Annotated in this window: 22 protein-coding genes; 17 read left to right on the forward strand and 5 right to left on the reverse strand. The window is 37.1% G+C overall.

Features of this window, described 5'->3' with window-relative positions; genetic code table 11:
* The first annotated feature begins 46 nt into the window (after positions 1-46).
* The 3 genes from ACSBFT_RS14840 to ACSBFT_RS14850 are packed head-to-tail and all read left to right on the forward strand — an operon-like array spanning position 47 to position 2,168.
* Positions 47-1,192, forward strand: coding sequence for an aldose epimerase family protein (locus ACSBFT_RS14840; protein WP_489601200.1), 1,146 nt, complete (start codon positions 47-49; stop codon positions 1,190-1,192).
* An 11-nt stretch (positions 1,193-1,203) separates the two neighbouring features.
* Positions 1,204-1,401, forward strand: coding sequence for a hypothetical protein (locus ACSBFT_RS14845; protein ID WP_489601202.1), 198 nt, complete (start codon positions 1,204-1,206; stop codon positions 1,399-1,401).
* Positions 1,398-2,168 (forward strand): glycerophosphodiester phosphodiesterase, encoded by a 771-nt coding sequence (locus ACSBFT_RS14850; RefSeq protein ID WP_489601203.1) that lies wholly within the window; start codon positions 1,398-1,400, stop codon positions 2,166-2,168. The genes ACSBFT_RS14845 and ACSBFT_RS14850 overlap by 4 nt, the downstream gene beginning before the upstream one ends.
* On the opposite strand, the gene ACSBFT_RS14855 is transcribed toward ACSBFT_RS14850, so the two are convergent.
* Positions 2,165-2,458 (reverse strand): Dabb family protein, encoded by a 294-nt coding sequence (locus ACSBFT_RS14855; protein WP_489601204.1) that lies wholly within the window; start codon positions 2,456-2,458, stop codon positions 2,165-2,167. The genes ACSBFT_RS14850 and ACSBFT_RS14855 overlap by 4 nt on opposite strands.
* A gap of 207 nt (positions 2,459-2,665) precedes the next feature.
* On the opposite strand from ACSBFT_RS14855, the gene ACSBFT_RS14860 reads away from it, so the two are divergent.
* Positions 2,666-3,244 (forward strand): superoxide dismutase family protein, encoded by a 579-nt coding sequence (locus ACSBFT_RS14860; protein WP_463044562.1) that lies wholly within the window; start codon positions 2,666-2,668, stop codon positions 3,242-3,244.
* 79 nt (positions 3,245-3,323) lie between these two features.
* Here ACSBFT_RS14860 and ACSBFT_RS14865 read toward each other — a convergent pair whose 3' ends face one another.
* Positions 3,324-3,797 (reverse strand): hypothetical protein, encoded by a 474-nt coding sequence (locus ACSBFT_RS14865; protein ID WP_489601205.1) that lies wholly within the window; start codon positions 3,795-3,797, stop codon positions 3,324-3,326.
* A gap of 1 nt (position 3,798) precedes the next feature.
* Entirely contained in the window at positions 3,799-4,668 is an 870-nt protein-coding gene (locus tag ACSBFT_RS14870) for an acyl-CoA thioesterase (RefSeq protein ID WP_489601207.1), read from the reverse strand.
* A 383-nt stretch (positions 4,669-5,051) separates the two neighbouring features.
* On the opposite strand from ACSBFT_RS14870, the gene ACSBFT_RS14875 reads away from it, so the two are divergent.
* Both ACSBFT_RS14875 and ACSBFT_RS14880 read left to right on the forward strand, forming a co-directional pair.
* The gene (locus tag ACSBFT_RS14875) at positions 5,052-6,230 is read left to right on the forward strand and encodes an alpha/beta hydrolase family protein (protein WP_489601209.1); all 1,179 of its coding nucleotides are present in this window, start codon (positions 5,052-5,054) and stop codon (positions 6,228-6,230) included.
* A gap of 44 nt (positions 6,231-6,274) precedes the next feature.
* On the forward strand, positions 6,275-6,703 hold the full coding sequence (locus tag ACSBFT_RS14880; RefSeq protein WP_489601210.1) for a nuclear transport factor 2 family protein: 429 nt from the start codon (positions 6,275-6,277) through the stop codon (positions 6,701-6,703).
* Positions 6,704-7,029: 326 nt separating this feature from the next.
* Here the strand turns inward: ACSBFT_RS14880 and ACSBFT_RS14885 are convergent, their stop codons facing one another.
* Positions 7,030-7,602 carry a LacI family DNA-binding transcriptional regulator gene (locus tag ACSBFT_RS14885; protein ID WP_489601211.1) on the reverse strand — a complete coding sequence of 191 codons (573 nt, stop codon included), beginning with the start codon at positions 7,600-7,602 and terminating at the stop codon, positions 7,030-7,032.
* A gap of 352 nt (positions 7,603-7,954) precedes the next feature.
* Between ACSBFT_RS14885 and ACSBFT_RS14890 the strand changes: the two genes are divergently transcribed.
* Complete coding sequence (locus ACSBFT_RS14890) at positions 7,955-8,824, forward strand: sugar phosphate isomerase/epimerase family protein (RefSeq protein WP_489601212.1); 870 nt, start codon at positions 7,955-7,957, stop codon at positions 8,822-8,824.
* Positions 8,825-8,887: 63 nt separating this feature from the next.
* Here the strand turns inward: ACSBFT_RS14890 and ACSBFT_RS14895 are convergent, their stop codons facing one another.
* Positions 8,888-9,790 carry an EamA family transporter gene (locus ACSBFT_RS14895; RefSeq protein WP_489601214.1) on the reverse strand — a complete coding sequence of 301 codons (903 nt, stop codon included), beginning with the start codon at positions 9,788-9,790 and terminating at the stop codon, positions 8,888-8,890.
* A gap of 552 nt (positions 9,791-10,342) precedes the next feature.
* Between ACSBFT_RS14895 and ACSBFT_RS14900 the strand changes: the two genes are divergently transcribed.
* From ACSBFT_RS14900 to ACSBFT_RS14945, 10 genes are all read left to right on the forward strand, one after another.
* The gene (locus ACSBFT_RS14900) at positions 10,343-10,486 is read left to right on the forward strand and encodes a hypothetical protein (RefSeq protein WP_489601215.1); all 144 of its coding nucleotides are present in this window, start codon (positions 10,343-10,345) and stop codon (positions 10,484-10,486) included.
* A 404-nt stretch (positions 10,487-10,890) separates the two neighbouring features.
* Positions 10,891-11,151, forward strand: coding sequence for a hypothetical protein (locus tag ACSBFT_RS14905; RefSeq protein ID WP_489601216.1), 261 nt, complete (start codon positions 10,891-10,893; stop codon positions 11,149-11,151).
* Positions 11,152-11,443: 292 nt separating this feature from the next.
* Entirely contained in the window at positions 11,444-11,593 is a 150-nt protein-coding gene (locus ACSBFT_RS14910; RefSeq protein ID WP_489601217.1) for a hypothetical protein, read from the forward strand.
* 48 nt (positions 11,594-11,641) lie between these two features.
* The gene (locus tag ACSBFT_RS14915) at positions 11,642-13,096 is read left to right on the forward strand and encodes a tagaturonate reductase (RefSeq protein WP_489601218.1); all 1,455 of its coding nucleotides are present in this window, start codon (positions 11,642-11,644) and stop codon (positions 13,094-13,096) included.
* Positions 13,097-13,143: 47 nt separating this feature from the next.
* A complete protein-coding gene (locus ACSBFT_RS14920) occupies positions 13,144-14,793 on the forward strand; it encodes a UxaA family hydrolase (protein ID WP_489601219.1) in 1,650 nt (549 codons plus the stop codon).
* A 35-nt stretch (positions 14,794-14,828) separates the two neighbouring features.
* Positions 14,829-16,220 carry a glucuronate isomerase gene (gene uxaC / locus ACSBFT_RS14925; RefSeq protein ID WP_489601220.1) on the forward strand — a complete coding sequence of 464 codons (1,392 nt, stop codon included), beginning with the start codon at positions 14,829-14,831 and terminating at the stop codon, positions 16,218-16,220.
* 58 nt (positions 16,221-16,278) lie between these two features.
* The gene (locus tag ACSBFT_RS14930) at positions 16,279-17,319 is read left to right on the forward strand and encodes a PfkB family carbohydrate kinase (RefSeq protein WP_489601221.1); all 1,041 of its coding nucleotides are present in this window, start codon (positions 16,279-16,281) and stop codon (positions 17,317-17,319) included.
* Between the two features lie 42 nt (positions 17,320-17,361).
* Positions 17,362-18,027 carry a bifunctional 4-hydroxy-2-oxoglutarate aldolase/2-dehydro-3-deoxy-phosphogluconate aldolase gene (locus tag ACSBFT_RS14935; protein WP_489601222.1) on the forward strand — a complete coding sequence of 222 codons (666 nt, stop codon included), beginning with the start codon at positions 17,362-17,364 and terminating at the stop codon, positions 18,025-18,027.
* A 153-nt stretch (positions 18,028-18,180) separates the two neighbouring features.
* Entirely contained in the window at positions 18,181-19,482 is a 1,302-nt protein-coding gene (locus ACSBFT_RS14940; protein ID WP_489601223.1) for an MFS transporter, read from the forward strand.
* 147 nt (positions 19,483-19,629) lie between these two features.
* Positions 19,630-20,133 (forward strand): GNAT family N-acetyltransferase, encoded by a 504-nt coding sequence (locus ACSBFT_RS14945; protein ID WP_489601225.1) that lies wholly within the window; start codon positions 19,630-19,632, stop codon positions 20,131-20,133.
* Positions 20,134-20,135: the final 2 nt, after the last annotated feature.

Genomic DNA, 20,135 nt, shown 5'->3' on the forward strand with positions numbered 1-20,135 from the left:
CATCCTTGGAGAAATTACTTTTACAACCCTAATTAAGATTTCAATCATGAAACAACTCACTCTTTTCTTTTTAACAATACTTATGATATCATCCTGTAATTCAAACTCCGAAGAATCTTCTAACGAAAACATGCTTGCCAGCATTTCAGAATCCGTTTACGGCTCTTTAGCAGATGGAAGAGAAGCCAGCATATTCACGCTAAAAAATGCCAAAGGAATGGAAGTCACCATTACCAACTATGGCGGTAAAATTATCACTTGGACTGCCCCAGACAGAGAAGGCAATTATGAAAATGTGAACCTCGGCATGAAGAAACTAGAAGACTATTTTGATGGAGCCTCTTTCTTTGGTACGCTTGTAGGAAGATTTGGAAATAGAATTGGTAATGCCAAATTTTCGTTAGATGGAGAAGAATTTCAATTAGTAGCTAATAACGGTGTCAATAACCTTCACAGTGGTGGTTTTGGTGTAGATAAAAACCTTTGGGATGCGGAAATCGTAGAAAGCGAAAACCCAACATTAAAATTAACCACGGTTTCTCCAGATGGTGCAGGCGGATTTCCTGGAAACTTAAGTGCTACGGTTACTTATACCTTAATGCCAGACGATGCCCTTAAAATAGACTATAAAGCGACCACTGATAAACCAACCGTGGTTAACATGACCAACCATTCTTACTTTAATCTTGGAGGTTTTAAAAGAGATGTTTTAGGACATGAAGTTACCATTCATGCAGACACTTATTTACCAGTAGACGAAGGTTTGATTCCTTTTGGAATGCCTGAACCAGTAGCTGGAACTCCTTTCGACTTCACTACTTCACATGTTGTGGGAGATAGAATCAACGACACCACAGACACGCAAATAAGCCGTGGCGGTGGCTATGACCACGCTTGGGTATTTACAGACAAATCAAATAAAATGAAATTGGGTGCTTCTGTATATGAGCCTACCACAGGTAGAGTAATGGAAGTTTACACCACAGAACCTGCGGTACAGTTTTACACTGGAAACTTTTTGACGGGTAAGCTAACAGGCCATAACGATGTCAATTATAAGAAAAGATGGGGCTTTTGTCTAGAAACGGAGCACTATCCAGATGCTCCAAACAAACCTGATTACCCAAGCACTACACTAAGACCAGGTGAGACTTACGAAACGACTACGATGTATAAATTTTCTGCGAAGTAGATATTAAAAAGATGAATGCACCCAAAGACAAAGAAATCATCAAAGGCGAAATAGCAGATTACTATTTCGACCATGGCGTATTGGTTTCTTTGTCTAAAGGTGTTAAAAGGACTTTCGTAATCTTCATCCTTAACAAAACCTTCACTTTCAAAAAGCCATTTGACACATCATTTTTATTTATTTGCACCCTCATTCAACATCAACCATGAAAAAATTAATTTTTAGTACGCTAGCCATTTTATCTGTTTTAGCAACGCAAGCTCAAACCAAAATTATAGCCCACCGTGGTTTTTCGGGAGTTGCTCCAGAAAATACCTTGGTTGCTTTTCAAAAAGCCATTGACGCAGGTGCGGAATATTTTGAATTAGATGTACACAGAACCAAGGACGACTCTTTAGTGGTTATACATGATTACGATGTAGAAAGAACGAGCTCCAATGGTATGAAGGGCAAGATAGAAGAAATGACCTATGCAGAGATAGCACAAGTTACTGTGGGTGCTCCAAAAGAATTTGGCAAACAATACTCGGATGTAAAAATCCCTACTTTAAGAGAAGCATTGGCATATGCCAAAGGCAAAATAAAAGTATGTGTAGAGGTCAAAGTTTATGGCATAGAGGAAAGCGTTATGAAAACCATCAACGACCTAAAAGTAAACGATGAGGTAATTATTTTCTCTTTTTACTACCCTGTACTGGCCAAATTCAGAAAGCTAGATAGCCGAATACCGATACTCTATCTGAAAGGCAGAGCTGACGAACATATGTTAGACTACGCCAATGTATTAGACGCGACAGCGATAGGCGTGGGAACCAACACGCCTATAACGAAAGAATACATAGCCCAAGCTCATAAACAAGGTTTAGAAGTATGGCAATGGACCGTCAATGAGCAAGCTCAAATGAAAGAACTGGTGGACATGGGTATTGATGGAATTATCACCAATTACCCAGATAAAGCTTTAGAAGTTCGTTAAACGTAACGCTCGTAATCTATCTCTAAAAATTCAGCGACATCTCTTACCCAATACGTTTGGACGAAATTGGTATGCTCTGGATGATTATTATAACCTTCATAGGCTTCCACATTTTCAAACTCCATAGAAAGTCCGTAATCAAAATTATTCTTCTTCCCTATTTGACGGAGACACTCAAACTTCTGTACACCTGGCAATGCATCTAAATCTTTGGCGGCAGTTAAGAAATCTTGTTCTTCGGCGGAGCCCTTTGGATATTTCAATTTGAAAACTACGGTATGTCGTATCATCTGCTTTTCCTTTAGAAGGTTTCCTTTTAAACCAGTTCCGCTAACATTAAGTGCCCCTACACCTCAGTCATTTATCAAAGAATTATTGTGGAGCATCTAAAAATCCACACATAGCGTTGAATTAAATCTACATATATCATCTTACAAACGCTGGAACAAACTTTTCTAACTGATGGATAAGCATTTGTAAACTTAAAAATTAAAATTATGAAACGGTTAATCTTATCTATAGCCTTACTTCCTCTTTTATTCGCTTGTAATAATGGTTCTTCCACAGATGAAGCAGAAAATGAAATGGAAGATGAAACAGTGGTTATTGCAGAATCAGAAGAAGCGGTGGCAGTAATCAATCCTAAAAGTGGCAGCAAAATTACCGGTACCGTTAACTTTTCAGATGTCGATGGCACCGTTGAAATGGATGCCAGAATTGAAGGTCTTGCGGTAGGAAACCACGCCATACATATTCATGAAGTTGGGGATTGTTCTTCAACAGATGGTAAAAGTGCGGGGGGACACTGGAACCCAACGAACGAAGCACACGGAAAATGGGATACGCCACCATTTCATACAGGTGACATAGGAAACTTAGAAGTGGGAGAAGATGGTGTAGGAACATTAACACTCACTACCGACAAGTGGTGTGTTGGCTGTGAAGACTCAGAGAAAAACATTATTGGCAAAGCCATCATTATTCATGAAGGACCAGACGATTTCTCTAGTCAACCGTCGGGAGCTGCAGGTCCTAGAATAGGTTGTGGAGAAATAGTAGAAAATAGTGTGATGTAATTAAGAAAACATTGAGCCATAAAAAAATGGGAGCAAATTTTAATTTGCCCCCATTTTTTTGCTTTATGTAATTAGTGTTTCAACATCCACACTCCCCTATTACCTCAATCTCTAATTTACTTCCGTCTATCTTATCTATTTTCATTGTGCCTTCATATTGCCAAGTTTCATCTTCGTGCCCTATTTCCTTCAGATCTAATTGAAGGCCGTAGTGTTCCGCTCTGCATTTATGTTTTACAATACCATCTTCATCATTCGCTTCATAAATTTCCAATTCCTCAAAAGTGTCACCAATCTTGATAAAAGCCAATTTCGAAAAGTCATCCACGTAAATGTAGCCCCCACTTTCTTTTCCTTTTTCCTTGTAATAACAGGCACATCCATCTATAAGCTCTGGAAATTCCGTTCGCTCAAATGTTGAAAGATGAATAGTATTTACAGCCTCGGTAACTCCTTCAAGCTCCTTTACCTTTTCAGCATTATTTTTATTTGATGAGCTACTACAAGCACCAAAAATTAAAGCTAGACCTAAAAATTTTATTGATTTTATCATATTATTTTAACGTACCTTCTTTGGCCTTTCTTATTAATCCTTCTTGTACCACCGAAGCCACCAATTTGCCTTTTTCGGTAAAAATGTTTCCTCTGGTAAAGCCTCTGGTATTGGAGGCACTTGGGCTGTCCAGAGCATAAAGCATCCATTCGTCAATCCTGAAATCTCTATGAAACCACATGGCATGATCCAAGCTCGCCATAAATAAGCCTTTCGGAATTGGGCCTTTGGTATGCGGTAAGGTGGCGGTTGTTAAAAGATTATAATCAGAAACATAGGTTAAAAGCATTTGGTGTACGTCTAATCCTGCTTCTACTTTCTCCTTCGCCTTAAACCAAATATGCTTGTAAGGTGGTTTTGTAGTTCTGTCAAAAACATTCAGTTTCTCCACCGGCCTAAACTCAAAAGGGCGTGTTTTGATAGATTGAAGAATATTTTGAGGAACAAAAAGTTTGTATTTATTCACTAAATCTTCATCAGATTTCAATCCCTCTGGCCCCACCACATTCGGCATGTCAATTTGATGGTCAAAACCCTCTTGTTTTGATTGAAAAGAGATAGAAGTAATAAAAATAGGGACGTTATTTTGCTTCGCCACCACTCTTCTAGTACTAAAACTGCCCCCGTCTCTTACGCTTTCTACCTCGTAATGAATAGGGATTGAAATATCTCCTGCCAATAAAAAATACGCGTGCATGGAGTGAGCAAATCTATCTACAGGAACAGTTTTATAAGCTGCACTTACGGCCTGAGCAAGAACCTGACCTCCAAACACCCTGTTCCAAGGAGCTTGATAATTTTGCCCCACGTAAACATTTGGATTTAACTCCTTTAGTTCAATGAGGTTTATAAGTTCATTAATATCTTTCATGTTTTACTGTCTTATTTTTTGCCAATCTCTATTTTAGAAACAGACATTCTAATTTGTCAATGAACCACAAAATTACGGGATTTCTTTGACTCTCCTTTTTTGAACCCGGATTATACGATGGGAATAGTTATGAGTATTAAAGTACAATAAATCAGATAATTAAAGGAAATCAGCAAAGCGTTTACCCTGAGATAATGTCGAAAGGCTATGGTGATTGAGTTTAAATGGGTTTTACGTATTGATTTGTGTTACCCTGAGCTTGCTGATGGGAAGAAATCAACTACAGCTACACGCCGTAATCTTTAAGACATGCAAGCGATTTAAATCCTAGGTATATATAAAAGGAATAGATAAATTGTGCATTCAACCTAATCAATTCAACCTTGAAAACTAAAAACATATTACTAGGTTTATGCCTAATAGCTTTACCCTCTTGGGCTCAAAAGAAAGTGGTAAGCCATAAGCCTAATTTAGAGCTCCGCCAAGGAGCTTATTTCACCCCGGAAGAAGGCAAAACAGAACATACCGCATTGGCCTCTTTGTATCAAAACAAAGTAGAATGGCAGTCAAGAGCGGCACAAATTAGACAAGGAATACTGGACGGAGCAGAAATTGACGAGCTGATAAGAAATCAGCCAGTAAATGCCACAATACATTCCAAGAAGACTTTTGATGGCTACACTGTTGAGAATGTTTTCTTTGAAGCCTTTAAAGGAGTTTATGTTTCAGGAAATCTTTATAAGCCATCTATTACAAAAGGTAAAGTACCAGGAATTCTCTGCCCCCATGGGCATGGATCTGACATGCGTTTTAAAGAATATACGCAGCAGCGATGTGCTACATTGGCGAGAATGGGAGCGGTGGTTTTTGCCTATGACATGGTAGGCCAAGGTGACATGAAACAAGCGGAACATAAAATAAGAAATGTGCTAAAAGCTCAGTTGATCATAAGTACGCGTTCGCTTGATTTTATCTCACAACTACCCCAAGTAGATGAGACAAAACTAGCTATGACAGGAGAGTCTGGAGGAGGAACGCAGACCTTTTTGCTATCTGCCTTGGATGATAGAATTTCAGTTTCTGTTCCAGTAGTCATGGTCTCTTCTTACTTCTTTGGAGGCTGCCAATGTGAAAGCGGTATGCCTATCCATGTGAGAGAGCATCATAAAACGTCCAATGTTGAAATAGCCGCTTGCTTTGCCCCCAAACCACTCTTGCTTGTTTCTGATGGAGACGATTGGACAAAATATAACCCCGAGGTAGAGGTTCCTCATATTAAAAGAATTTATGGTTTTTATGATGCAGAACAAAACATAGAAAATGTTCATTTGCCCAATGAAAAGCATGACTACGGACCTTCTAAAAGACAAGCCGCTTATGCTTTTTTGGTCAAACATTTAAACCTAAACAGCACGCTGGTATTGAAAGATGGAAGCTTTGATGAGTCAAAAAACACGATACTCAGCCAGGAAGAATTAAGTGTTTTTAATGTGACAAATCCTAGACCCGCTGATGCCGCCATGGGAAATGAAACTTTAGTATTGGCAATAGACGCTTATTAACGAAAACTCCTATTAATTTTAGGCATTAATAATTCCCTAAAAAAATGAATAAAACAAAATTAATCGCAGTCCTAGTTATTGCACTATCCGCCATTTACGGCTTAGCAAATGCTCAAAAACCTAACATCGAAAATAGTGTGGAAGAGCTACGCCAACTGATGGTAGAGCCGACCAAAGAAGGGCTAACATCCATTGCACACTTTAAACTCTCTTATGGCCATTCTAATGGAAAACTAGAAAACAGAGATCAATTTATAGAGGCTCTAGTTTCTAAAAGTTCTGATTTCAAGGAAATCAAATTGTCAAATCAAACAATTGAGACTATAGGAAATACTGCTATAGTGCGTCATAACTTATATGCCAAAACTTTTGACGGCGGTAAACCTGGAGAAGTCAAACTTCACATAATGACGGTTTGGTTGAAACAAAAGAAAGGTTGGGTATTGCTAGCTAGACAAGCTGTAAAGATATAAAGCTATAAATTTGAAGAAGCCCTTATTTCTAATGAAGTAGCAAGTTCCAATTCTTTATAACCTTCACCCTTTTTCTTGTTTTAAATATATTCTATCAAAATATTCATTGCCTGTGCACCCAACTCAAAAGCGGGTTGGGTCACGGTGGTCATAGAAGGGCTTAAAGATCAGCAACTTTTAAATTGGTAAAACCAACAATGGCAATCTCTTCTGGAAAATTCACCTTCAATTTCTTTAATGTGCCATAAAAACTTAAGGCATGTCTATCGCTAGCCGAAAGATGGCGTCTGGGCTTTCTTCTTTGATAAACTGCCTGATAGTTTCGGTTATAACATCGGCATTACTACAGTAGTCGAAATCACCAAGTTATCATTATAAGGAATACCATACTTTTCTAAAGCCGCACGATAACCCGCTAATCTTTCTTTTGTAATAGAAAGCACCGGTGGACTAGTGATATGTCCTATTCTTTTCCTACCCATTTTAATGAGATGCTCCATGGCATCAAAAGCTCCTTGAAAATTATTCGCCACTACTTTGTTGGCTTTTAAACCTTGAGGAACGCGGTCAAAGAAAACCATAGGAAAGTCTCCTTGAAGCAGACTTTCAATAAAGGTAAAATCCGTAGTACGACCAGAAAGGGATAATATTACACCATGCAATTTCCTGGACAAAACATGCTCTAAACAAGCCCTTTCCATCTCAGCAGACTCTTTGGTTTGAAAAATCATTACATGATAACCTCTCTTTTGAGCGACCTCCTCGGCCCCATTTATGGCATTATAAAAGAAATTGTTATCAATCTCAGGCACCAAATTACCTATGCTTCTAGATTTATTTTCTTTTAAACTTAAGGCTATGGGATTGGGTCTATAGTTGACCTTTTTAACATAATCCAAAACTTTTTTTTGGAGGCATCGCTAATTTCATAACAACCTCTTATGGAACGGGATACCGTTGAGGTTTAGTTCTTTCGTAATATCTTTAACCTGGATTATGCGTTGGGGAATCGTTATGAGTTTTAAAGTGCAATAAATCAGACAATTAAGTATAGCACAGCTATGGTGATTGAGTTTAAATGGGTTTAAGTACTGATTTGAAGCAATTTAGTTAAGATCCTGATAAAATCGGGAGATTCCCTAATGCATAAATCGGGATTATGCTCCCTTTCTATCTATATTTTTCTTGATTTACTCATACATTAAGTAGTTTTACGTTTTAAAAACAAACAATTTATCTTATCTAATAAAAATGAAGAGAACATTTTTCACTAAGGTTTTGATCATCATTCTTCTAAGCTCTATGAGTACATCTATGATGGCTCAAGACAAATGGGGTGGAATGACCTTATACACAGTTAGAAACGAAATGGGCAAAGACGTCAAAGCCACGCTGAATGAAGTTTCAGAATTAGGATATAAGTATATAGAGGCCGTAGACTATAAGGACGGTAAATTTTATGGCATGGCTCCGAAAGAATTCAAGGCTTATTTAAAAAGCTTAGGCCTAAAACCCATCAGCGTTCACATGGGTTCTATGACTTTAGACAATGCAGATGTACTAGTGGCTGACGTAAAAGCGGCTGGTTTCAAATATTTCATTGCCCCGGTACCTCCAATGGGCATGTTTAAGTTTGACCCAAAAACTAGAACATTGTCAATGGAAGATAATATAGAGAAACTAACAAACATATTAGACGTGATTTCGCGAAAAGCAAAAGCGGCTGGTTTAGAATTTCTTTATCACAACCATGATTTCGAGTTTAAAGAAGATGCTAATGGCATAGTGCCTATTGAGTATTTACTAGAACACCTAGATCCTAAATATGTAAACTTTCAAATGGACCTTTACTGGGTGACCAAAGCGGGTGCTGACCCAATCGAATACTTTGAAAAATATCCAGGGCGATTTAAAATTTGGCATGTAAAAGATATGGATGAGCAAGGTAGATTTGCTCCAGTGGGTCAAGGAACTATTGACTTCAAAAAAATCTTAGATAAGGCTAAACTTTCAGGTATGAAATACTATATCGTAGAGCAAGATCAAGTTTTTGATGGTATGGAACCTATGGAAGCATTAAAATTGAGCAAAAAAGGTTTAATTAAGTTTGGATTTAATTAAGCCCAAATACCCTTTTTTGAAAACTTTTGAAAAGCCAACTCCATTTTATAGGGTTGGTTTTTCCTATTTAAAGAACATAATTAAGGCTACTCCTATCATAATTCCCACTAAAGGAATTAACTTTTTGCGTTTGTTTTTCTCTTTAAAGATAAAACCTCCTACCAACACAGCAATCAATATTTGACTTCTTTTGATGGCAGAAAGCAGCATAATCAATGCCTCTGGATCTTGCAGAGCCTTGAAATAAAAATAGTCTGACGTCTGTAATAAGACACCCACAGCAGGGATGCTCCATCTCCAAATAAAGGCCTGTCTTTTTACCCTAAAAGGAAACCAAGTAATAGATAATATCACCAACAAGATAAGGATGGTGTACCAACAAAACCAAAACTGTAAAGTTTGGGGCGTTAGCTCTAGAGTTTGAATCAAAAACTTATCATACAATCCACTGCTAGCTCCCAGAAAAGTAGCTCCAATAATCGCATAAATCCATTTATTACTTTTAAAATTTATACCTTCCATTTTCCCAATCCTAGAGTATAATAACACGGAAAAGATAATGGTAAAAAAGCCAACCCACTGCCAAGGATTAGGTCTTTCTTGATATATCAATAATGCTCCAATAAAGGTAAAAAATGGTCCAGCAGAGCGTATAGGTGTCACAATGGTGATTGGAAGATGTTTTAAAGCCTGATAGGCCAAAAGCCAAGAAGCTGCCATAATCATGGATTTAATAAAAATAAACCCATGCACCCTCCAAGAAATATCTTCTATATAAAAACCTAATTTCTGTGTGTATTCTGGATAAAAATACGAGCCTATAAAAAAGGGCAATATCAATAAAAAACCAGCAGAGACGGTCCCTAAAAGTACTGGAAAGATTTCATTCCCTCGTACCGCATGCTTTTTGCATAAATTATGTAATCCTAAAAAAAGTGCCGCTAAAAGGCCCAAATACATCCACATAACCGCGAAGATACTTGTTTACTAAATTATATTAACTGATTTCACTTTATGTTTAAGTATCCCCTCTTAAAATACAATTCCTTAAGCGATTAACCGACAGATGTTTACTCACTTATTCTAAATCAGTCTACCTTCACATATCCAGTTATCACCTCTTTAGAAATAGACAAAAGGCTCACTTTAGTTCCTACCCATTTGCCTTTGTTTGATTTAAACATTTCACCTAAGTTATTAAAATTCTTGTCCTCTAAACTTAAGAAAAATCACTACGGAAACCTTTTTAATAAGGAGAATTGAAGTTCTATAGTATGCTTTTGACTTTGAACTATTTATGCAACTTCCTAACGATACAAACTATCATCAATAGAAATAATTCAATCTTTTTTAAAATAGTTGTTGCGGAACCAGGTTAATAATCAATATTGACATTCATAGCCTTAACTCCCCTACAGTCATACTCACCTATGTTTGGTTTACTACTTGACAAAGCAAAGGACTTCTCACTGTTTTAATCAAGTCTAGTCCTAAAATTGTGACTTTATCTGAAATAATATGAAACAGAAATTAATCTTACCTCTAAGCTTTTACGGAATTAATTCTACCGCTCTTGCTCAAGAGCATTGGTTCGATAAAATGGCACTTTATTTATCCCAGTTTATGTATTGGAGAATCGTAATGAGTATTAAAGTGGAATAAATCAGACGTTTAAACGAGATTAGCATAACGGTTTACCCTGAGCTAATTTCGAAGGGTTCTGGTGATTGAGTTTAAATGGGTTTATGAAAGTTCATGCAGACTCAGAAGGCAAAACCGCCAGATGAGACTATGAGCATCAGCTCATGTTAAAAGCCATTGAAAAAGTATGGCGACGCACTTCCGACTCAAAATATTTAAATGATATCCAAAACAATATGGACAGATATGTGAGCGAAGATGGTTCTATAAGATCCACCACTTAGAAGACTATAACCTAGATAACACCACTACAGGTCGAGCTTTAATTCATCTTTATCAGCAATTGTAGCCTAACTGACCACCTTTGGGAACAGTTAGAAGGGCAGCCACTTACAGATAAAGGCGGATAAAAAAACGGGGCTAGAATGGGATACCGAGATGCTTCTTTTAAAGATGCTGGAATAAAGGGCTTTAGTGGAATCCTTAAAGAGTTTATCAGTTATAATCCTGACGGTAATACTAAACTAGAAAAAGCTGTAAGCTTAGGCTGTTTAGGTGGAAATCCATACAGAGATGGCACATACGCATACTATCTGAGCGAAACTGTCAAACAAAACGATCTTAAAGCGTGGAGCCATTTATTTTTGCAGCATTTGAAATGGAAGTATTGTAAAATTCCGAATTAGGTAAAGATAAAAAAGTGGGTTTAGTTTATCACTTTAATAAGGAGCACAGAGAAGGCTATAATGGAGAACAAAAGAAATTTCATTATACATGGGAAGATGAATTGCATTCAGCATTTAATCGGTTTGGCGAAACATTTACTAATCTAGGAACTGAAATGAGTGACGTTAAAGGACAACCGACAAAAACTAGTTTGTAAAGTTTGAATGTTTGCGTTATTGTAAATCCTGATAATTAAAAAGAAACGGCCGTTACAAACTATATATTCCCTATGGATATTAAGAACATCAAAAAATGGGTAAAAAAGGCGATATCCTATTAATTATGACCATTGATACCAAAAACTGTCATAAAGACAACGGTGATTTTCAATGGCACAATGATAACACGGGAAAAAAAGCCAAAGACTTTTCCTTTAAAAAGGTATTCGGATACAAATGGTAAAACAATTACCATTCATTTTAATAAAACTATTTAGAAATTTATAATTTAATGCAACACCTATCTATTAAAAATCTTGAACGCTCAACTTACGCGGACTTTGACAAAAGGGTACTAAAGTTTCCTGAAAAAATTATTCAATTTGGTACGGGAGTGCTTTTAAAAGGGCTGCCAGATTTAATCATTGACAATGCCAATAAGCAAGGAGCCTTTTCTGGGAGGATAGTCATGGTAAAGTCCACATCTAAGGGATCAATAGAATCTTTAGCTAGCCAAGATTACCTTTATACCGTGGGTACGCAAGGCATGAAAAATGGTACCCTTGTTAATAAAAATGAGATATGCACCTCTGTTAGTCGCATTTTGACGGCTAATTCTCAATGGGACGAGGTACTAAAACTTTCAAAACTTGAGGAAATACAATATGTTTTTTCCAATACCACGGAGGTGGGAATAAGCTATCTAGATGAAAAAATTAAAGTTGAAAATTGTCCTGAATCCTTTCCAGGAAAAATAGTAGCCTTTCTAAAAAGTAGGTTCGATTACTTTAAAGGTGACTTGTCAAAAGGACTCATCTTTCTACCAACAGAACTTATTTCTGACAATGGTAATAAGCTGGAAGCCATAGTTTGTCAAATGGCAGAAGAAAACTTTAAGAATAAGGTTTTTATTTCTTGGATAAAAAAAGCAAACGTATTCTGTAATACCCTAGTAGACAGAATAGTGCCAGGAAGTGCGAAAAATAATTTCACTTCAACACTTCCTTATAAGGATGATAATGCCATCATAGTGGAGCCTTATGCTCTTTGGGCTATTGAAGGGGACGCAGAAATTAAAGAAAAACTAAGCTTTTGTACGCCAGAAAGTGGAGCTTTTGTGGTTCCTAGTATTGAGGCTCACAAAGAGATAAAACTGAGATTATTAAATGCCTCTCATACCTTTTCTTCTGGCTTCGCCTTTCTTACTGGTTTTGAGTTGGTTAAAGATGCTATGGCAAACGAAGCCTTTTTGAATTTTATCAAAACGCTGATGTTGGAAGAAATCTCACCTTCCATGACCTCAGCTATCTCCGAAGAAGCTAAAAACGTTTTTGCTCTTCATGTTATCGACAGGTTTAAAAACCCTTTTTTAGACCATCAATGGCTTTCTATTTGTATGAATTATAGTACTAAAATGGCTGCAAGATGTCTTCCTCTTATCCTTTCCTTTACCAGAAATAACAACCAAGCTCCAGCGTTGATGACGTTGGGATTTGCATATCATCTTCGTTTTTTAAAAGCCATTTCATTAAAGGATAACATCTATTATGGTGAAATAAACGGTAGAGAATACCCTATTAACGACCCTAATACTCCCTTTTTCTATGAAGTTTGGACTTCAGACCTTCCTTTGGAGCAGAAAATCAAAAAGATTCTTCAAAACGAGGAACTTTGGGGAGAAAACTTAAATAATCTAAATAGATTTGTAGAGAAAATTTATAATACTCTTTCTACATTGGAGAAGTAAATAATAGGCAAAACCCTATCAAAAAAAGATACAAAAAGAAAAGGCTTATGAAACAGCGTGTATTAAAAGTACAATCAGAAGATAATGTTATTGTAGCATTAGACGATTTAAAGAAAGGCGAGGAAATCGTCTATAACGAAAGACGAGTAACCTTAATAGAAGATATTGCTCCCAAGCATAAGTTTAATCAAAGCGACCTGAAAAAGGGAGAAGAGATTTTTATGTATGGGGTTTTGGTAGGTAAAGCTCAGTATGATATTCCTGCTGGGAGTATGATTTCTACTTTTAACGTAAAACATGCCGCAGCACCTTTTAAATTAGGCTCTAGAAAAACGAGCTGGAATAAGCCTGATGTTAGCTCATTTACCGATAGAACTTTCAATGGTTATCATCGTTCAAACGGAAGTGTAGGAACGGCCAATTACTGGATTGTTCTTCCAATGGTTTTCTGTGAAAATAGAAATTTGGAAGTGATGAAAGACGCACTTGTAAATCAGTTGGGTTATGGCAAAAGCAATACCTATAAAAACTTTGCAGCCAATCTAATAGATCAATACAAAAACGGTGAATCTGCAGATATTATTTTAAAAAGTGAATTGCAATCGGTTGCAGTAAATCAAAAGACATCTCGTATATTTGAAAATATTGATGGTGTAAAATTCCTAAATCATGACATGGGTTGCGGTGGAACTCGCCAAGATGCTCAAAGTTTATGTGGGCTATTAGCCGGATATATAGCCCACCCAAATGTGGCTGGAGCAACAGTATTGAGTTTAGGGTGCCAAAACGCTCAATATAGTATTCTTCAAGAAGAGCTACTAAAAAGAAATTGCACAGATAAACCTGTCGTTTTTTTAGAGCAGCAGCAAGAAGGAACCGAAGAGAAACTAATTACCGAGGCCATAAAAAAGACTTTTACAGGATTAATGGAAGCTAACAAACTTGAACGCAAGCCTGCCCCCTTATCAAAATTGGTATTGGGTCTAGAGTGCGGTGGTTCAGATGGCTTCTCTGGTATTTCTGCCAATCCATCTTTAGGTTACGTGAGTGATTCATTGGTAAGTCTTGGAGGTACTACTATTTTGTCGGAATTTCCCGAATTATGTGGTGTAGAACAAGAATTAAGCGACCGATGTATGGATGAAACCATAGCATTAAAGTTTAATGCTCTTATGACAGCCTATGCCGCCAGTGCTGAAAAGGCAGGTTCTGGTTTTGATATGAATCCTTCCCCTGGAAACATTAAGGATGGTCTCATTACTGATGCTATAAAATCTGCTGGAGCAGCTAAAAAAGGAGGAACATCTCCTGTTACAGATGTCTTAGATTACCCAGAAATGGTTCATAAAGCTGGCTTAAACTTACTTTGTACTCCAGGAAATGACGTGGAGTCTACTACAGCGATGGTAGGTTCTGGAGCTAATATCGTACTCTTCACCACTGGCCTAGGTACGCCTACCGGAAACCCAATAGCACCTGTTATAAAGGTCTCCAGCAACTCTAAGTTGACTCAAAAAATGTCTGATATTATAGACATCAACACTGGGACAATTATTGAAGGAGAAGAAAAAATTGAAGATACTGGTAAAAGAATTTTGGATTATATCATTGCTGTAGCCAGTGGTGAAACCCAATGTAAAGCCACCATAAACCAACAAGACGACTTTATTCCTTGGAAAAGAGGAGTTAGCCTATAAATACTCAACCTATATAAAACGACCCAATTGATAGAATGAAAAAATTTCTCGACGACAATTTTTTACTAGAAACAAAAACCGCACAAACCCTATACCATGAGTATGCTAAGCACATGCCCATTATAGATTATCATAACCACTTACCACCAGACCAGATATTGAATGATATCAACTTTACAAATATTAGTCATGCGTGGTTGGCAGGTGATCATTATAAGTGGAGGGCCATGCGTGCCAATGGCATCAATGAAGCCTATTGTACTGGAAATAAAACAGACGAAGAGAAATTTCAAAAATGGGCAGAAACGGTGCCTTATACTTTAAGAAATCCACTTTATCATTGGACACACTTGGAGCTTCAGAGATACTTTGGAATTAGCACCATTTTAAATGGCGATTCCGCTTCTGCTATTTACAGTGAAACCACAGCAAAGTTACAAACGAAAGAATTTTCGGTTCAGGGTCTTTTATCCAAAATGAATGTAGAGGCGGTTTGTACCACAGACGATCCCCTTGATTCGTTAGAGCACCATATAGCATATGATAATGCTGGTGTAAACATGTTTCCTGCCTTTAGACCAGATAAGTTTATACTCATTGAAAATGGTGACTTTAGCTCCTTTATTAATCGTTTAAGAGATATAGTAGGTTCAGAAATAAAAGATTTTGATGGTTTACAAAAGGCACTGAGAAAAAGAGCTGATTTCTTTAAAGAAAATGGATGCCGAATTTCAGACCACGGTTTAGAGCAAATCTATTCGGCAGATTTCACAAATGAAGGAGCGGATAAAATCTTTAAAAAGACTTTAGATGGACAAACAATTTCTTCAGAAGAAGCCCTAGAGTATAAATCTGCTATTCTTCATTTTCTAGGTGTGATGTATTCTGATTTAGGATGGGTGCAACAGTTCCATCTGGGAGCATTAAGAAATAATAATAAAAGACGTTTAAGAGAGCTAGGTCCGGATACTGGCTGGGATAGTATTGGAGACTTATCTCAAGCGGCGGCTCTTTCTAAATTTTTGGATAAGTTGGACGATAATAATCAACTATCAAAGACCGTAATTTACAACTTAAACCCAGCCGACAATGCCATGATTGCCACTATGATTGGTAATTTCAATGATGGTTCGGTAGCTGGTAAAGTTCAGTTTGGTTCTGGTTGGTGGTTTTTAGACCAAAAAGATGCCATGGAAGATCAGTTGAACATCTTATCTAATATGGGTCTTATTAGTCGCTTTGTGGGAATGTTGACCGACTCTAGAAGTTTCTTGTCTTTCCCGAGACATGAATATTTTAGAAGAATTCTTTGTAATCTTTTTGGAAAGGATATTGAAAATGGAGAACTTCCAAATGACATAAAATGGACTGGAAAAATTGTTCAAGACATCTGTTATAACAATACAAAAGAGTATTTTGGATTTTAATATTAGCTTTACAAGCAATTACTCTTATAAAGACTTTAAATAGTTAATTAATTATAAAATGAAAAAAGTAGTCACTTTCGGTGAAATCATGTTACGTCTTTCACCTCCTGGTTTTTTAAGATTTTCTCAGGCCAATAGCTTTGATGTTGTTTATGGTGGAGGAGAGTCCAACGTTGCTGTTTCTCTAGCGAATTACGGTGTACCAACCGAATTTGTTACACGTTTACCAAAAAATGATATTGGTGAGTGTGCACTAATGGAGATGCGTAAAAGAAATGTTGGGACAAATCATATTGTTACTGGAGGAGACAGACTAGGAATATACTTCTTAGAAACTGGTGCAGTTTCTCGTGGAAGTAAGGTAGTTTATGATAGAGCTCATTCATCTGTTTCAGAAATTGCACCAGGGATGGTAGACTGGGATAAGGCTTTTGAAGGTGCTTCTTGGTTTCATTGGACAGGTATTACTCCTGCCATCTCTCAAAGTGCTGCTGATGCTTGCTTAGAGGCCGTTAAAATTGCCAGTGCAAAAGGTATCACTATCTCTACGGACTTAAACTACAGAGCCAAATTGTGGAACTATGGTGGAGACAGAGAAGCCATTATGACAGAATTGACGTCATATTGTGATATCATTCTAGGAAATGAAGAAGATGCAGAAAAACATTTCGGAATTAAGCCAGAAGGTTTAGACATTACCACGCAAGGTCATGATGTTACTGCCACGGCATTCTTATCCGTTTGTAAACAAATGATGGTGAAATTTCCAAGAGCCAAAAAAGTAATTACAACTTTAAGAGGTTCAATTTCTGCTTCTCACAACTCTTGGGCTGGTGTGATGTACGATGGTGAAAATATGTTTGAATCGCCTCAGTATCAAATCACAGATATTGTAGACAGAGTTGGTGGTGGAGATTCCTTTATGGGAGGTCTTATTTACGGCTTACTAAAATATCCAGAGGACGACCAAAATGCATTGAATTTTGCTGTAGCAGCTTCTTGTCTAAAACATACGATTAAAGGTGATGCCAACTTGGTAACCGTTTCCGAAGTTGAAAAACTAATGGGCGGAGATGCATCTGGTCGTGTAGCAAGATAATATAATTGCAAATAAGTTTGTAAAAACACTTAAAACTAAAAAATGGCAAAATATTCAAGATTAGAAGTAGCAGCAGTAATGAAAGATAATGGAATGGTTCCGTTGTTCTTTCATTCAGATATTGAGTTGTGTAAGCAAGTTTTAAAGGCTTGTTACGATGGTGGCTCTAGATTGATGGAATTCACATCAAGAGGAGATTTCGCTCACGAGGTCTTTGGAGAATTGAACAAATATGCTCTTAAAGAACTTCCAGGTATGATTTTGGGCGTTGGTTCTGTTACAGATGCGGCTTCGGCCTCTTTGTACATGGCTTTAGGAGCTAATTTCATCGTTACACCAGTATTGCGTGAAGATATCGCTTTAGTGTGTAACAGAAGAAAAGTTCTTTGGTCTCCAGGTTGCGGTAGTCTTACAGAAATCGCAAGAGCTGAAGAACTAGGATGTGAGATTGTAAAACTTTTCCCTGGAGATTTATACGGTCCTAAATTCGTTAAAGGAATTAAAGGGCCACAACCATGGACTAGTATTATGCCTACAGGTGGTGTATCTCCAGATGAAGCCAATTTAAAAGGTTGGTTTGACGCTGGTGTTACTTGCGTAGGAATGGGTTCTCAGTTAATTTCTAAAGAGATTTTGAGTAATAAAGATTTTGATGGTCTTAAATCAAAAGTGAAAGAAACACTAGATTTAATTAAGACTTTAAGATAATTCCAAACCAAGAGATATGAACAGAAGGCCTAATCAATTAGGTCTTCTTTTTATGTATATGGAGGTTTAAAGTTTATGAATAACTAAATATCCCCATTTTTCAACAAATTACGTAGTCTTTTATAAAGATTCGAATTTAACCCTAAACCAAAAATGAATAAAAAAGTTGGAAATTACCGCTGGACAATTTGTGCTCTAGTGTTTTTTGCCACCACCGTTAATTATCTAGATAGACAAGTAATAAGTCTTCTAAAATCTGTGCTCTCTGAAGACATGAATTGGGACGATGGTGACTATGCTAACATTGAAATAGCATTTAAATTAGCGTATTCTTTTGGTATGATAATCGCAGGTAGAGTGGTAGATAAACTGGGGACCAAAAAAGGCTACGCAGCTGCTACTGGCTTATGGAGTTTAGCGGCAATAGGTCATGCCTTTGCTAATTCGGCTTTCGGATTTATGATAGCAAGAGCTGCTCTTGGAGTTACAGAAGCTGGTAACTTTCCTGCAGCTATAAAAACTACTGCAGAATGGTTTCCAAAAAAGGAAAGAGCCTTCGCTACTGGAATTTTTAATTCAGGAACCAACATCGGAGCCATTGTAGCTCCACTTTCTGTTCCATTTATTGCTGTGGCTTGGGGATGGCAATGGGCCTTTATAATCACTGGAGCAATTGGTTTCATATGGTTGGTATTATGGCAAATGTATTATACCACGCCAAGTGATTCTAAAAAATTAACCAAAGAAGAGTATGATTTTATACATTCCGACATAGAGGACGAGGCCATTGAGAAAGAAAGTCAAGCGGAGAAAGTGCCTTGGATTAAACTTTTAGGATATAAGCAAACTTGGGCTTTTGCAATTGGTAAATTCCTAACGGACCCTATTTGGTGGTTTTACCTTTTCTGGTTACCAGATTTCCTTCAAAGTGAATATAACTTAGGTTTAATAGAAATGGCTATCCCGGTGGCCGTCGTATATTTAATTTCTACTATCGGAAGTGTAGGTGGAGGTTATTTACCAATGTATTTTATGAATAGAAATATGCCAGCATTTAAAGCACGTAAAACGTCAATGTTCATTTTTGCCCTATGCGTTCTACCTGTAGTATTATCTCAGTGGGCAGGTGAAATCAATATGTGGTTGGCCGTTTTGGTTATAGGTATTGCGGCTTCTGCTCACCAAGCTTGGAGTGCCAATATCTTCACCACCGTTTCCGACATGTTTCCTAAGAAAGCAACAGCCTCTGTCGTGGGAATAGGTGGAATGGCCGGTGGAATGGGTGGAATTGTTCTTTCTTGGGCTATTCAGAAAAATCTGTTTGTCCATTACAGAGAAATTGGTCAAATAGAAAAAGCATATTTCATCATGTTCTTGATTTGTGGTGCTGCTTACCTTTTGGCATGGTTTCTTATGCATTTATTAGCACCTAAAATGAATAAAGTGAAATTGTAACTGTCAATTAGAAAGAATATTTTTTACAGTTAACTCAAATACTGAAGGCCATAATGGAGAGAATACATCCTTCATTGTGGCTTTTTTGTTACAAAGAATAATCAATCCTTTTTAAGTAGCTTTTAAGAGCTTTAGTAAATTTATAACATGATAACAATAAGACAGGCGGAAGAACAGGACTTGGCCGCTATTGAGTGCCTAGCCAGAGCCATTTGGCCATCCACGTTTAAAGACATACTATCCGAAAAACAAATTGACTACATGCTCCATATGATGTACTCGGATGAGTCTCTGAAAAATCAATTACGTGAATTAAATCATATCTTTCTTTTAGCCGAAGAATTGGGCAAGCCTATTGGTTTTATATCTTATCAGTTGAACTACATCAATACCACATCAACAAAAATTCATAAGATCTACCTTTTGCCCTCCTTACAGGGGAAAGGCTTAGGAAAAAGACTGATTAATGAAGTCCAAAAAATTGCCGTTATTAACCATCAAACTTCAATTACTCTAAACGTAAACAAGTTTAATAAGGCGTATGACTTCTATGTCAAATTAGGATTTAAACATCTTAAGAACGAAGATATTGAAATTGGAAATGGCTTCTTAATGGAAGACGCTGTGTTAGAATTAAACCCTATTAACTAGTA

Source organism: Arcticibacterium sp. SM2516 (assembly GCF_057914865.1).

Excerpts from the sequence above, each read along its gene's own strand:
- ACSBFT_RS14840 (WP_489601200.1), top strand. The coding sequence starts at position 47 with ATGAAACAACTCACTCTTTTCTTTTTAACAATACTTATGATATCATCC.
- ACSBFT_RS14845 (WP_489601202.1), top strand. The coding sequence starts at position 1,204 with ATGAATGCACCCAAAGACAAAGAAATCATCAAAGGCGAAATAGCAGAT.
- ACSBFT_RS14850 (WP_489601203.1), top strand. The coding sequence starts at position 1,398 with ATGAAAAAATTAATTTTTAGTACGCTAGCCATTTTATCTGTTTTAGCA.
- ACSBFT_RS14855 (WP_489601204.1), bottom strand. The coding sequence starts at position 2,458 with ATGATACGACATACCGTAGTTTTCAAATTGAAATATCCAAAGGGCTCC.
- ACSBFT_RS14860 (WP_463044562.1), top strand. The coding sequence starts at position 2,666 with ATGAAACGGTTAATCTTATCTATAGCCTTACTTCCTCTTTTATTCGCT.
- ACSBFT_RS14865 (WP_489601205.1), bottom strand. The coding sequence starts at position 3,797 with ATGATAAAATCAATAAAATTTTTAGGTCTAGCTTTAATTTTTGGTGCT.
- ACSBFT_RS14870 (WP_489601207.1), bottom strand. The coding sequence starts at position 4,668 with ATGAAAGATATTAATGAACTTATAAACCTCATTGAACTAAAGGAGTTA.
- ACSBFT_RS14880 (WP_489601210.1), top strand. The coding sequence starts at position 6,275 with ATGAATAAAACAAAATTAATCGCAGTCCTAGTTATTGCACTATCCGCC.
- ACSBFT_RS14890 (WP_489601212.1), top strand. The coding sequence starts at position 7,955 with ATGAAGAGAACATTTTTCACTAAGGTTTTGATCATCATTCTTCTAAGC.
- ACSBFT_RS14895 (WP_489601214.1), bottom strand. The coding sequence starts at position 9,790 with ATGTGGATGTATTTGGGCCTTTTAGCGGCACTTTTTTTAGGATTACAT.
- ACSBFT_RS14900 (WP_489601215.1), top strand. The coding sequence starts at position 10,343 with ATGAAACAGAAATTAATCTTACCTCTAAGCTTTTACGGAATTAATTCT.
- ACSBFT_RS14905 (WP_489601216.1), top strand. The coding sequence starts at position 10,891 with ATGGGATACCGAGATGCTTCTTTTAAAGATGCTGGAATAAAGGGCTTT.
- ACSBFT_RS14910 (WP_489601217.1), top strand. The coding sequence starts at position 11,444 with ATGGGTAAAAAAGGCGATATCCTATTAATTATGACCATTGATACCAAA.
- ACSBFT_RS14915 (WP_489601218.1), top strand. The coding sequence starts at position 11,642 with ATGCAACACCTATCTATTAAAAATCTTGAACGCTCAACTTACGCGGAC.
- ACSBFT_RS14920 (WP_489601219.1), top strand. The coding sequence starts at position 13,144 with ATGAAACAGCGTGTATTAAAAGTACAATCAGAAGATAATGTTATTGTA.
- uxaC (WP_489601220.1), top strand. The coding sequence starts at position 14,829 with ATGAAAAAATTTCTCGACGACAATTTTTTACTAGAAACAAAAACCGCA.
- ACSBFT_RS14930 (WP_489601221.1), top strand. The coding sequence starts at position 16,279 with ATGAAAAAAGTAGTCACTTTCGGTGAAATCATGTTACGTCTTTCACCT.
- ACSBFT_RS14935 (WP_489601222.1), top strand. The coding sequence starts at position 17,362 with ATGGCAAAATATTCAAGATTAGAAGTAGCAGCAGTAATGAAAGATAAT.
- ACSBFT_RS14940 (WP_489601223.1), top strand. The coding sequence starts at position 18,181 with ATGAATAAAAAAGTTGGAAATTACCGCTGGACAATTTGTGCTCTAGTG.
- ACSBFT_RS14945 (WP_489601225.1), top strand. The coding sequence starts at position 19,630 with ATGATAACAATAAGACAGGCGGAAGAACAGGACTTGGCCGCTATTGAG.